This is a genomic window from Rhizobium sp. 05N430, assembly GCF_056396985.1.
Window position 1 is genome coordinate 147,274 of record NZ_JBFTMO010000008.1, and the last position, 13,134, is coordinate 160,407.

Genomic DNA, 13,134 nt, shown 5'->3' on the forward strand with positions numbered 1-13,134 from the left:
CAATCGAGTAGCGCGGTGACCGCGAGTGCGTCAATCCTCCTGTTGCCGCTCTCCCTTGCGGAACGGGCTGTGGTCGGTGAGGATTTCGTTCATGTGCTCGACATCCTCACGCTCGCGCTTGAGATAATCGGCGATCGCCCGGCGCAGACCGGCGTGGGCGACATAGTGGGCGGAATGCGTTGTCACCGGCAGGTAACCTCTGGCGAGCTTGTGCTCGCCCTGCGCTCCGGCCTCGACGCGCTTCAGGCCCTTGGCGAGGGCGAAATCGATCGCCTGATGATAGCAGACCTCGAAATGCAGATAGGGGTGATCCTCGATGCAGCCCCAGTGGCGGCCGTAAAGCGTATCACCGCCAATGAAGTTGATGGCGCCCGCCACGTAGCGCCCCTCGCGCTTGGCCATGACGAGCAGGATATCGTCCGGCATCCGCTGGCCGATCAGCGAATAGAATTCACGCGTCAGATACGGTCGGCCCCATTTGCGGCTGCCGGTATCCATATAGAAGGAAAAGAACTGGTCCCAGATCCGTTCGGTCAGGTCGCTGCCGGTCAGCCAGTCGATGCTGATGCCGTTCTCGAGCGCGGCGCGGCGCTCCTTCTTCAGTGCCTTGCGCTTGCGTGACGCCAGCGTTTCCAGGAAGGCGTCGTGATCGGCATAGCCTTCATTGATGAAGTGGAACTGCTGGTCGGTCCGATGCAGATAGCCGTCGGTCTCGAAGACTGAGATCTCATCCTCGGGCACGAAGGTGACATGCGCCGAGGAGACGCCGAGTTGACGCACGACTTCCTTCAGGCTCTCGGCAATGACGCTCTGAACCGGACGCCGCTCGAAACCCTCGGCAACGAGCAGCCGTGGACCGGTCGCCGGCGTGAACGGGATCGAGCATTGCAGCTTCGGATAATAACGCCCGCCGGCGCGCTCGAAGGCATCCGCCCAGCCATGATCGAACACATATTCGCCCTGGCTGTGGTTCTTGAGATAGCCGGGCAGGGCGCCGATCAGCTCGCCCTTTTCCGTCTCCAGAAGCAGGTGATGGCCGAGCCATCCGGTCTCTGCTGTTGCGGAGCCTGATTCTTCGAGCGACGAGAGAAACGCATGAGACAGGAACGGATTGTAGGGGACGGTGTTTGCCGTTTTCGATGTCCCGGAAAGCCGTGACCAGCTCTCCGGGGAAATCGCGGTAAAGGACCGTTCGACGCGGATCGATAGTTCATCAGTCATGGAGCAAAAGACGAGGCCGTTGGGGGAGGAAAGTGGCTCCCTTCCAGTCTGCGCATGATCTTGTCCAAAAAGCGAGCATCAAACCGAAGCGCGGGGATCAAAGCCTTCAAAAGTCATTTGATCGGCATTTTCGAATGTATGCTTGCGGGCCTTCTCGTCGCGCACGGTCCAGGTGATCACGGGGATACCCTTGTCGCGCTGGCCGGAGATGAACGGGTTCGGCAGATCGGCGAAGAAATAGGAGATGAAATCGAGGCCGAGCGCCATCGCCTTCTCGTGAACCTCGAATTCCTCCGGCTTGTTACCGCCAGCCGTCAGGCCGACGGGGTAGGGTGCCTTCAGTTCCTTCAGGTCGCGCAGCAGCCAGTGGTCGAAGCTCATCAGCGCGACCTTGCCCTGATAGCCTTCCAGCACCTCGAGCACGGTCTCGGCAAAGCCCTCGTCATCGGCTTCACGGCCCTTGAGCTCGAGCACCAGCGGAACCTTGCCCTGAACGAGATCGAGCAGTTGCTTCAGCGTCGGGATCTTGTCGGCGGTGCCGCCGACGGAGAGCAGGCCGAGCTCCTTGGAGGTCCGCTCGCGGATATCGCCCGGCATGTTGCAGAGGCGCTCGAGGTTCTCGTCGTGGAAAACGATCGGAACGCCGTCGGAGGCGTAATGCAGATCGCATTCGATGGCGAAACCTGCCTCGACGGCGCGCGAAAACGCCGTCAGCGTGTTTTCCCAGACGAGCTTGTTGGTGTCGTGATAGCCGCGGTGAGCGACTGGCAGTTCCTTGATCCAGGCGGCGGATGTCATGTTATACGATTTCCATGATGGCATCGATTTCGACGGCGGCGTTGAACGGTAGCGCGGCCATGCCGACGGCAGCGCGGGCATGCTTGCCGGCGTCGCCGAGAACATTGGCGATCAGGTTGGAAGCGCCGTTGATGACGAGGTGCTGCTCAACGAATTCAGGCGTGGACGCGACAAAGCCGTTGAGCTTGATGACGCGCTTGATACGGCTGAGGTCGCCGCCGAGGGCGGCACTGGCCTGCGCCAGGATGTTGATGGCGCAAAGTTCTGCGGCGCGCTGACCGGCGGCAACGTCGACATTCTTGCCGAGATGGCCGGTGACGGCGACCTTGCCGCCTTCCATGGGGAGCTGGCCGGAAATGTAGAGAAGGCCGCCGCTGATCACATAGGGAACATAATTGGCAGCCGGAGCAGCAGCTTGCGGCAGGGTTATCCCCATTTCCTTGAGTTTTGCGGCAATCTGGTCGGACATTTTCGCCTCCACTTTCATTGTCAATGCTTCAAAAATTATGCATCAAGACTAGAATGTTGCGTATGACAGCTTCCAGCCTCGATTTGGCCGAAAGCGTTCTTATAACATCGCGGCCGAGTCCAACAGGAGATAATGGATGTTCCGATCGAGTCTTGCCGCTCTGCTTCTCGCAAGCGTTTCCGCACCGGCCCTAGCCGCCGCGCCCGCGGCGGGCGCTGCGATCGCGTCGGGCCTCGTGGCGCATCGCGCGATCTATGATCTCGAACTCAAGGACGCATCCGAACGTTCAGGCATCGCCGGCATGTCCGGCCGCATGGTCTATGAGTTTAATGGAAGTTACTGCGAAGGCTTCACCACCAATTTCCGCTTCGTGACGCAGATCGATACGGGTGAAAACACCCGGGTCAGCGACCAGCAGACCAAGACCTTCGAGAATATCAAGGACCGCAAATTCACCTTCGAGACAAAGTCCTTCACGGACGACCAGTTGGACAAGGAAGTCAACGGCGCGGCAAGCGACAAGCCGAATGGCGTGACCGTCGACCTGACGAGCCCGCAGACGAAGGAATTGCAGCTGGCCGAAAGCCGTTTCCCGACCGAGCATATGCTTGACGTGATCGAGAACGCCAAGTCCGGCAAACGCTTTTTCGAGGCCCGCGTCTTCGACGGATCCGATGATGGTGACAAGGCGCTGGCGACCACGACCGTCGTCGGCAAGCAGATCAGCCCAAAGGCGGGCGACGAGGCCGATGCCGGCAATGCCGGCGCCTTCGCCAAGCAGGCTTTCTGGCCGGTGACGATTTCCTACTTTAACGAGAACAGCAAGACGGACGCCTTGCCCGTCTACCGGATGTCGTTCAAGCTCTACGAGAACGGCATTACCCGCGATCTCACCATGGACTACGGTGATTTCGTCCTGACCGGCAAGCTCGCGAAGCTGGAAATGCTCGACAAGAAGCCCGAGACCTGTAAGTAGCTGAATAGCCGCTTCGACGCGGCAGGTCTTTTTCCGGGGGAGGATGGCATGACCTGCATGCCAGTGAAAATGCTTGCTTCTTCGGTCATTGCGCTCGCAGCCTTCTGCGCAGCCATGCCGGCATTTGCTGCCGATTGCGGCGAGACGCCAGCGTCCGGCGTTGATTGGAGCAATTGCAACAAGAAGAACCTGATGCTCGAATCGAGCGACTTCGAAGGCGCCAACCTGGCCGATGCCGACCTGTCGCAAACGAGCCTCAAGGGCGCCAACCTCACATCAGCCAATTTCGAAAAGGCGACCCTGATCCGCGCCTGGCTCGAGAATGCCAAGGCCGACGGTGCGAAATTCGACAAGATCGAAGCCTATCGCTCCGTCTTCCAGAGCGCATCGGCGCAGAAGGCATCCTTCGCCGCGGCCGAGTTGCAGCGTGCCGATTTCACCGGTGCACAGTTGTCAGGCGCCAGCTTCGAGAAGGCCGAGCTTGGCCGCACCAACTTCGCGAAGGCGACGCTCAGCGAATCCAAGTTCGCGCTGGCAAACCTGTCGCGCGCCAATCTGGTTGGCGCGACGCTTGGCGGAAAGGTCAGTTTCGACCGCGCCTTCATGTATCTGACGCGCATCGAAGGCGTCGATCTTTCGACTGCGACCGGGTTGGAACAGGCGCAGATCGATCTCGCATGCGGCGACGCGACGACGAAGCTGCCCTCGGGGCTGAAGGCTCCCACAGATTGGCCATGCCCCGCAGAGCCCAACTGATGCCGGTAAGGCCCGGCGCTCAGATCTCCGGGCGTCGGTTTTTTTCAGAGAAACCCTTGCAATCGAGGTGAATCGACTGTAAGGGCACCCGCATTCCACACGTAAGGCATGGGATTGTCCGGGAGAAATCCGGATTGTTCCGCCCGGTGGCATTCTCGAGGAGGATGCTGTTCGCCTTGCGGAGGTTCAACCGGAAAAGGATAACAAGGCATGGCATTGCCCGATTTCTCTATGCGCCAGCTCCTCGAAGCAGGCGTCCACTTCGGCCACCAGACGCACCGCTGGAACCCGAAGATGAAGCCGTACATTTTCGGCGATCGTAACAACATCCACATCATCGACCTGGCTCAGACCGTTCCGATGCTGTCGCGCGCTCTGCAGATCGTAAGCGACACGGTTGCCCGTGGCGGCCGCGTTCTGTTCGTTGGCACCAAGCGTCAGGCTTCCGAGCTCATCGCTGACTCGGCCAAGCGTTCCGCTCAGTACTACGTCAACTCGCGTTGGCTCGGCGGCATGATGACCAACTGGAAGACGATCTCCAACTCGATCCAGCGCCTGCGCAAGCTCGACGAAATCCTTTCCAGCGACGCCTCCGGCTTCACCAAGAAGGAACGTCTGAACCTTGAGCGCGAGCGCGAAAAGCTCGACAAGGCCCTCGGCGGTATCAAGGACATGGGCGGCACGCCGGACCTGATGTTCATCATCGACACCAACAAGGAAAAGATCGCGATCGACGAAGCCAAGCGCCTCGGCATCCCGGTCGTCGCCATCATCGACTCGAACTGCGATCCGGACCTCATCGACTACCCGATCCCGGGTAACGACGACGCGTCGCGCGCCATCGCTCTCTACTGCGACCTGATTGCTCGCGCTGCCCTCGATGGCATTGCGCGTCAGCAGAGCTCGTCTGGCCGTGACCTCGGCGCTTCCTTCGAAGCTCCGGCCGAGCCGGCGCTCGATGAGACGGCTCAGGCCTGATAAACAAGCGGCGGATCTTGCTGTCCGCTCAGCTTGACTGAATTGGGAAAAGGCCGCGCGAGACTTTGCGAAGTTCCGGCGGCCTTGACCTTTTCAGGCGAAGGCATCCGCCATTGCCTGACATGTTTCGTTATGGCGCGTCATTCATCACGCTGTCATACATACAGGTACATTTCGTGCCTCAATCCGGTGACGCACGCGTTTCGCGGGCCACCGTTGAACCGACAAAGAGGAAGCTTATGACCGAGATTACGGCTGCACTGGTGAAGGAACTGCGCGAAAAGTCTGGCGCAGGCATGATGGACTGCAAGAAGGCGCTGCTCGAAAACAACGGCGACATCGAAGCATCGATCGACTGGCTCCGCGCCAAGGGCATCTCCAAGGCCGACAAGAAGGCTGGCCGCGCTGCTGCTGAAGGCCTGATCGCCATCGCCGGCGCTGGCCACAAAGCCGTTGTCGTCGAGCTCAACTCGGAAACCGACTTCGTTGCCCGTAACGACGCCTTCCAGGACCTCGTTCGCGGTATCGCCAGCGTTGCGCTTGCGACCGACGGCACGGTTGAAGCCATCGCGGCTGCGACCTACCCGGCATCCGGCAAGCCGGTTATCGACACCATCAAGGACGCGATCGCCACCATCGGCGAGAACATGACGCTGCGCCGCTCTGCCAAGCTCGAAGTCGAGCACGGCGTTGTCGCGACCTACATCCACAACGCTGCCGGCGACGGCATCGGCAAGCTCGGCGTTCTTGTCGCGCTGAAGTCGGAAGGTGACAAGGCCGTCCTGACGTCGATCGGCCGTCAGGTTGCCATGCACATCGCTGCGACCAACCCGCTCGCCATCCGTTCTGAAGAAGTCGATGCTGCTGTCGCCGAGCGCGAACGCAACGTCTTCATCGAACAGGCCCGCGAATCCGGCAAGCCGGAAGCGATCATCGAAAAGATGGTCGAAGGCCGCATGCGCAAGTTCTTCGAAGAAGTTGCTCTTCTCTCGCAGGCTTTCGTCATCAACCCTGACCTGACGGTCGGTGCTGCTGTCCAGGCTGCCGAAAAGGAAGCTGGCGCCAAGATCGAAGTCGTCGGCATGGCACGTCTCCTGCTCGGCGAAGGCGTCGAAAAGGAAGAGAGCGACTTCGCCGCCGAAGTCGCTGCTGTCGCCAAGGGCTGATAGCCTCTCTTACATGTGAAAACGCAAGGGCATCGCGTGACAACGCGATGCCCTTCGTGTATCCGGCAGTCAGCGGTGATAAACGAGGAGCCAAGATGTCGCGAGAGCCTGTCTACAAACGCGTTCTACTCAAGGCTTCCGGCGAAGCCCTCATGGGCAGCCAGGGTTTTGGCATCGACGTAGCGGTCGCGGACCGCATTGCTTCCGATATCGCGGAAGCCCGCCATATGGGCGTTGAGGTCGGCGTCGTTGTCGGCGGCGGCAATATTTTTCGCGGCGTTGCCGTAGCCTCCAAGGGCGGCGACCGGGTGACCGGCGACCACATGGGGATGCTCGCAACCGTCATCAACGCGCTGGCGCTGGCAACCTCGCTACGCAAGCTGAATATCGACACCGTGGTGCTGTCGGCTATCGCCATGCCGGAGATCTGTGAAAGCTTCTCCCAGCGCGCGACGCTCTATCACCTGTCGCTTGGCCGCGTGGTGATTTTCGCCGGCGGTACTGGCAATCCCTTCTTCACCACCGATTCGGCTGCAGCATTGCGCGCCGCCGAAATGGGCGCAGAAGCGATCTTCAAGGGCACACAGGTTGACGGCATCTATTCGGCTGATCCGAAGAAGGTTCCCGATGCGACGCGCTTTGACCGCCTGACCCACAAGGAAGTGCTCGACAAGGGCCTAGCGGTCATGGACGTGGCAGCCGTCGCGCTCGCCCGCGAAAATTCCATTCCGATTATCGTCTTCTCGATCCACGAGAAGGGCGGTTTCGCTGAAATCTTGACGGGCGGTGGTCTCAAGACCATCGTATCCGACAACTGACAAAGACGGCGCCGCAAACACGGCGCGATTCCGACTGAGACGGGAGCATGACTATGAGCGAAGGCATCGACATCAAGGAAATCAAGCGCCGCATGGATGGCGCAGTTTCCTCATTCAAGAGCGATATCGCATCGCTGCGCACCGGCCGTGCCTCGGCCAACATTCTGGATCCGGTCACTGTCGAAGCCTATGGTTCGCGCATGCCCCTGAACCAGGTGGCCAACATCACCGTTCCCGAGCCGCGCATGCTGTCGGTCTCCGTCTGGGACAAGTCGATGGTCGGCGCCACTGACCGGGCGATCCGCGAATCGAACCTCGGTCTCAACCCGATCGTCGACGGCCAGAATCTCCGCATTCCGCTGCCTGAGCTCAACGAAGAGCGCCGCAAGTCGCTGGTCAAGGTTGCTCACGACTATGCCGAAAAGAGCAAGGTGGCGATTCGCCATGTTCGCCGCGACGGCATGGACGGCCTTAAGAAAGCCGAAAAGGACGGTGTCATTGGCCAGGATGAAAGCCGGGCGCAATCCGATCGTGTGCAGAAGATTACGGATGAGACGATTTCCGAAATCGATCGCTTGCTTGCCGAGAAGGAAAAGGAAATCATGCAGGTCTAGGCTTTCGCCTGCGCCCCAAGAGACCGGACGGGAAATGTCGGAACCAGCATTCGTGAGCATGCCAGAACATGTTGCCATCATCATGGATGGCAACGGCCGTTGGGCCAAGCAACGCGGCTTGCCGCGCGCCATGGGGCACCGCAAAGGCGTGGAGGCGGTCCGTGCGACCGTCCGCGCTGCCGGTGACGCTGGCATCAAGTATCTGACCCTTTTTGCATTTTCGTCCGAAAACTGGCGCCGGCCGGAGGCCGAGGTTTCCGACCTGATGGGCCTTCTCAAGGCCTTCATCCGTCGCGATCTCGCCGAGCTTCACTCGGAGAATGTCCGCATCCGCATCATCGGCGACCGCCACACGTTGCGCAGCGACATTCTCGACCTGCTGCTCGAAGCCGAAGAGACGACCAGCAACAATACTGCACTGACGCTGGTCATCGCTTTCAACTACGGCTCGCGCGACGAGATGGCGAGAGCCATGGTCAGCCTTGCCAAGGACGTCGAAGCCGGCCGTCTGCGGACGCAGGACATTACGCCAGCGCTGATCAATGCCCGGCTCGATACGGCGGGGATTCCCGACCCTGACCTGATCATCCGCACCAGCGGCGAAGAGCGGCTGTCCAACTTTCTGCTCTGGCAGGCCGCTTATTCCGAGCTGATTTTCGTGCCGGAATACTGGCCGGATTTCGGACGCGAGCTGTTCTATTCGGCGCTTGAGAAATACGCCGCCCGCGACCGCCGCTTCGGCGGATTGTCGTCGCAAGCCGCGGCAGTGGGTACTTGATGCAGCAGGAACTGAAGCTTCGCATCATCTCGGGCATCATCCTTGCCATCATCGTGCTTGCGGCGACCTGGTATGGTGGATTGGCGTTTCAGGCGCTGTCGGCGCTGATCGGGCTGCTGATCTACTATGAATGGTCGACGATCACCCGCCTTAAGGCCGAGCAGCTGGTCGCCAATGCCGCAGGCTGGGCCGGGCAGGGTGCTATCGCCCTCGCAATCCTCCTTGGCCGCTTCGATTGGGCCCTCGGACTTCTCCTGGCTGTTTTTTTCGTCGCCATCGGCTTCACGCTGCTGCGTGGCGTCAGCCGCTGGTTTCCGGCAGGTGTCGTCTATGCCGGGCTGACGGGCATTGCGCTGGCTGAGATCCGTGGCGCCGATACCGGCGGCCTGCATGCCATGCTTTTCCTGTTTGCCGTGGTATGGGCGACCGATATCCTCGCCTATTTCGTTGGCCGCGCAATCGGCGGGCCGAAGCTGGCACCGAAGATTTCTCCCGGCAAGACCCAGTCGGGCGCGATGGGCGGCGCGGTTTCCGCTGTGATCGCCGGTAGCCTGATTGTCTATTTCCTGGTGCCTGAGGCCGATTGGCTGGTCGCCGCTGCCGTCGCCTTCATCCTGTCGGTCTGCAGTCAGGCCGGAGATCTCTTCGAATCCTTCATCAAGCGCCGCTTCGGCGTCAAGGATTCCAGCCGTCTCATTCCAGGACATGGCGGCGTCATGGACCGCGTCGATGGCCTGATTTTCGCCTGCTTTGCGGCTTTCTTGCTTGCGACGTGTTTTTCATTGATAAGAGGCGGCACAGCAGCGCCGCTTGGCGCGGCGTTGTTCGGACTTTGAATTCGCGGAAAGGCGGCGGAAGAAACTTATGGAAGGCTTGACCGGAATATTCGGCTTCCTGACGGGGTATATCATCCCCTTCGTCCTCGTTCTCTCGCTGCTCGTTTTCGTGCACGAGATGGGGCACTATCTCGTCGGCCGCTGGAGCGGCATCCGCATCCTGGCTTTTTCTGTCGGCTTCGGCCCTGAGATCATCGGCTTCAGCGACCGTCATGGCACGCGATGGAAGATCTCCGCCATTCCGCTCGGTGGTTACGTGCGGTTCTTCGGCGACGAGGATGCATCGAGCAAGCCGGATACCAGCGTTCTGAATGCCATGTCCGAAGAGGACAGGGCGCGGTCTTTCGCAGGCGCCAAGCTCTGGAAACGGGCCGCGACCGTGGCCGCCGGTCCGATCGCCAATTTCATCCTCGCGATCGCCATCTTTACCGTACTGTTTTCGATCTACGGCCGCTCGGTCGCCGATCCGGTCGTTGCCGAGGTCAAGCCCGAAAGTGCGGCCGCTGAAGCTGGTATATTGCCGGGTGACCTGTTGATCGCCATCGATGGCGGCAAGGTCGAGACCTTTGATGACGTGCGCCGCTATGTCAGCATCCGTCCCGAGCAGAAGATCGTCGTCAGCATCGAGCGCAATGGCGAAAAGCTGGACCTGCCGATGGTGCCGAAGCGCACCGACATGACTGACCAGTTCGGCAACAAGATCGAGATCGGCCTGATCGGTATCGTCACCAATCAGGAAGTCGGCCATTTCCGCGTCCAGACCTATACGCCGGTCGCAGCCCTGAAAGAGGGTACGATCCAGACTTGGCATATCGTCACCGGTACGTTCAAGTATATTGGCAACCTGTTCGCCGGATACATGAAGCCCGATCAGCTGGGCGGCCCGATCCGCGTCGCTCAGGCCTCCGGCCAGATGGCGACGCTCGGCGTTGCTGCTTTGCTGCAACTCGCAGCAGTATTGTCCGTCTCTATTGGATTGCTTAACCTGATGCCTGTACCGGTACTTGATGGCGGGCATCTGATGTTCTATGCGATTGAAGCGGTGAGGGGAAAACCTTTGGGGTCCTCGGCTCAGGAAATTGCATTTCGCATCGGCCTGGCTATGGTGCTTTCGCTAATGGTTTTTGCCACCTGGAATGACATAAGCGCGCTAATTGGATAGCGCGTGCGGTGAGGGAAAATTACCGTTTATTTACGATGTTTCAAAGCTGTAGTGGCGAATGGGTCACGCTTCGAAATGAAGTAAACAGAAATTAACTTGCTACCTTGCTTGTATGTCAAAAGCGGGTAAAACGACACACGTGGCCGGAATCGGGTTCTCCCGGCGACGGGGACGAGAAAAAAGGTAATGGGTGAAATGAAGGCTGGTTCAAGATTTTTGAACGCAGTATCGGCGGTTGCGCTGTCTGCAAGTGTTGTGGCTTCCGGCGCAGGTGTCATTACAATCATCTCTGCGGGGGCGGCTGAAGCCGCAGTCATTCAGCGCATCGATGTACGCGGGGCAAGCCGCGTCGGTGCTGAGGCTGTGCGTTCCAACCTGACCATCGCTCCAGGCAAGAGCTTCTCCAACACCGACATCGATGACTCGGTGAAGCAGCTCTACGGCACTGGCTATTTCTCCGACGTCAAGATTTCCGTCTCCGGCGGCACGCTCGTCGTACAAGTTCAGGAAGCCCAACTCGTCAACCAGGTCGTCTTCAACGGCAACCGCAAGGTCAAGGACGACAAGCTGGCCTCCGTTGTCGGCACGCACGCCTCCGGCCCATACAATGATGCGCAGATCCAGGCTGACATCGCCGCCATCAAGGAAGCCTACGCTGCCACCGGCCGTAGCGAAGTCAACGTCACGACGCAGGTCGTTCCGCTCGGCGAAGGCCGCGTGAACCTTGCTTTCGTCATCGACGAAGGTGATCGCACCAAGATCGATTCCATCAACTTCGTTGGTAACAACGCTTACAGCGCCGGCCGCCTGGCTGCTGTCATCTCGACGAAGCGTTCGAACTTCCTGTCGTTCCTGACGCGCAAGGACGTTTACAACGAAGACAAGCTGCACGCCGACGAAGAGGCGCTGCGCCAGTTCTACTTCAACCGTGGCTATGCCGACTTCAAGGTCGTCTCGTCCGACGCTCAGTTCGACGAAACCACCAACAAGTACACGCTCACCTTCAACATCGAAGAAGGTCCGCGCTACAATTTTGGTCCTGTTACGGTTCAGTCGACGGTCGATGGTGTCAGCGGCGAACAGCTGCAGGGTCTCGTCAAGACGCACGAAGGCGAAGTTTATAGCGCCAAGAGCGTTCAGCAGTCGATGGAAGCCATCTCCGACCAGGTCGCTTCGGCAGGTTATCCCTTCGCCCGTGTCACGCCGCGCGGTAACCGCGACCTCGGCAACAACACGATCGGCGTCGAATATCTCGTCGACCAGGGCGAGCGCGCCTATATCGAGCGCATCGAAATCCGCGGCAACAGCCGCACGCGCGATTACGTCATTCGCCGCGAGTTCGACGTCTCCGAAGGCGACGCCTTCAACCAGCAGATGATCACCAAGGCGAAGCGCCGCCTTGAAGCGCTCGGCTTCTTCTCGTCCGTCAACATCTCGACGCAGCCGGGCAGCGCTGCCGACCGCGTCGTCGTTGTCGTCGATGTTCAGGATCAGTCGACCGGTTCGTTCGGTATCGGCGCCGGTTACGCCGCTGGTGGCGACGGCCTCATTCTCGAAGCGTCGATCGAAGAAAAGAACTTCCTCGGCCGTGGCCAGTATATCAAGGTTTCGGCTGGTGGTGGTCTTGAGGGATCGCAGAGCTACGGCCTGAGCTTCACCGAGCCCTACTTCCTCGGCTATCGTCTTGCGACCGGTTTCGACCTGAACCACAGCGAAACCTCGAGCAACGACAACTACGACTACACCGAAGACAGCCTTGTGCTGCGCGCAACAGCGCCGATCACCGAAGACCTGGCGTCGACCTTCCGCTACAACTTCAAGCGGATGGACTACGACTCCAGCGGCAGTGATTTGAGCGATCTGTCGATACCCTATCAGGATCTGGTCAACAACGGCCCTTGGATCAAGTCGTCGATCTCGCAGACCTTCACCTACAATACGCTCGACGATATGACGTTGCCGCGTGAAGGTATCTACGCAACCCTGACCAACGAAATCGCTGGCCTCGGCGGCGACTCGCAGTTCTACAAGGTTTACGGCAAGGCCCGCTATTATCACCTGCTTGCTGACGATGCAGACATCATCGGTTCGCTCGCCGCAGGCGCTGGCTACGTTGTTGGTTTCGACAAGAACCTGAATATCTTTGACCAGTTCACCCTGGGCAACAGCGATATTCGCGGCTTTGAAAACAAGGGCATCGGTCCGCGGATGGGCGGATCCCAGCCGGACGATCCGCTTGGTGGTACGACCTATTTCACGGTATCTGCTGAGGCTTCGTTCCCGATGCCAGGCTTCCCGCGTGACTTCGGTCTGCGTGGCGCAGTCTTTGCGGATGCGGGTACGCTTTTCGGCAACGACGTTGATGTTTCTGGTCTTACCGTCGATGGCGACAACGCAGCTCTGCGTGCTTCCGTCGGCCTTGGCCTGATCTGGCAGTCGCCTTTCGGTGCACTTCGCGTCGACTATGCGATCCCTGTCGTCAAGAAGGACTACGACAAGACGCAGTACTTCAAGTTTGGCATCAACAACCAATTCTGATATCGGCAGTCCGGAACCATACTG

13 protein-coding genes are annotated in these 13,134 nt (G+C 59.6%); 10 read left to right on the plus strand and 3 right to left on the minus strand.

Annotated elements, in window-relative coordinates; genetic code table 11:
* Positions 1-30 precede the first annotated feature (30 nt).
* From AC1DJO_RS18110 to AC1DJO_RS18120, 3 genes are all read right to left on the minus strand, one after another.
* Positions 31-1,221 carry a GNAT family N-acetyltransferase gene (locus tag AC1DJO_RS18110; protein ID WP_477972209.1) on the minus strand — a complete coding sequence of 397 codons (1,191 nt, stop codon included), beginning with the start codon at positions 1,219-1,221 and terminating at the stop codon, positions 31-33.
* A gap of 78 nt (positions 1,222-1,299) precedes the next feature.
* Positions 1,300-2,019 carry a glycerophosphodiester phosphodiesterase gene (locus AC1DJO_RS18115; protein WP_112539557.1) on the minus strand — a complete coding sequence of 240 codons (720 nt, stop codon included), beginning with the start codon at positions 2,017-2,019 and terminating at the stop codon, positions 1,300-1,302.
* 1 nt (position 2,020) lies between these two features.
* Positions 2,021-2,488, minus strand: a complete 468-nt coding sequence (locus AC1DJO_RS18120; RefSeq protein WP_477972211.1) for a RidA family protein — start codon at positions 2,486-2,488, stop codon at positions 2,021-2,023.
* A 136-nt stretch (positions 2,489-2,624) separates the two neighbouring features.
* On the opposite strand from AC1DJO_RS18120, the gene AC1DJO_RS18125 reads away from it, so the two are divergent.
* The 10 genes from AC1DJO_RS18125 (at position 2,625) to bamA (ending at position 13,110) form a co-directional block, all read left to right on the plus strand.
* Positions 2,625-3,464, plus strand: a complete 840-nt coding sequence (locus AC1DJO_RS18125) for a cell envelope integrity EipB family protein (protein ID WP_310299102.1) — start codon at positions 2,625-2,627, stop codon at positions 3,462-3,464.
* A 48-nt stretch (positions 3,465-3,512) separates the two neighbouring features.
* Entirely contained in the window at positions 3,513-4,220 is a 708-nt protein-coding gene (locus AC1DJO_RS18130; RefSeq protein ID WP_477942655.1) for a pentapeptide repeat-containing protein, read from the plus strand.
* Positions 4,221-4,430: 210 nt separating this feature from the next.
* On the plus strand, positions 4,431-5,198 hold the full coding sequence (gene rpsB, locus AC1DJO_RS18135) for a 30S ribosomal protein S2 (RefSeq protein ID WP_112388105.1): 768 nt from the start codon (positions 4,431-4,433) through the stop codon (positions 5,196-5,198).
* 239 nt (positions 5,199-5,437) lie between these two features.
* A complete protein-coding gene (gene tsf, locus AC1DJO_RS18140; RefSeq protein WP_112388106.1) occupies positions 5,438-6,364 on the plus strand; it encodes a translation elongation factor Ts in 927 nt (308 codons plus the stop codon).
* Between the two features lie 95 nt (positions 6,365-6,459).
* The gene (gene pyrH, locus AC1DJO_RS18145; protein ID WP_112388174.1) at positions 6,460-7,182 is read left to right on the plus strand and encodes a UMP kinase; all 723 of its coding nucleotides are present in this window, start codon (positions 6,460-6,462) and stop codon (positions 7,180-7,182) included.
* A 53-nt stretch (positions 7,183-7,235) separates the two neighbouring features.
* Entirely contained in the window at positions 7,236-7,796 is a 561-nt protein-coding gene (gene frr, locus AC1DJO_RS18150; RefSeq protein WP_477972213.1) for a ribosome recycling factor, read from the plus strand.
* Between the two features lie 34 nt (positions 7,797-7,830).
* Entirely contained in the window at positions 7,831-8,574 is a 744-nt protein-coding gene (locus tag AC1DJO_RS18155; protein WP_112388108.1) for an isoprenyl transferase, read from the plus strand.
* The gene (locus AC1DJO_RS18160; protein WP_477972215.1) at positions 8,574-9,410 is read left to right on the plus strand and encodes a phosphatidate cytidylyltransferase; all 837 of its coding nucleotides are present in this window, start codon (positions 8,574-8,576) and stop codon (positions 9,408-9,410) included. Before AC1DJO_RS18155 ends, AC1DJO_RS18160 begins: the two co-directional genes overlap by 1 nt.
* A gap of 28 nt (positions 9,411-9,438) precedes the next feature.
* Positions 9,439-10,572, plus strand: coding sequence for an RIP metalloprotease RseP (gene rseP, locus AC1DJO_RS18165; protein WP_310299115.1), 1,134 nt, complete (start codon positions 9,439-9,441; stop codon positions 10,570-10,572).
* Positions 10,573-10,767: 195 nt separating this feature from the next.
* On the plus strand, positions 10,768-13,110 hold the full coding sequence (gene bamA / locus AC1DJO_RS18170) for an outer membrane protein assembly factor BamA (RefSeq protein WP_477942880.1): 2,343 nt from the start codon (positions 10,768-10,770) through the stop codon (positions 13,108-13,110).
* Positions 13,111-13,134 lie beyond the last annotated feature (24 nt).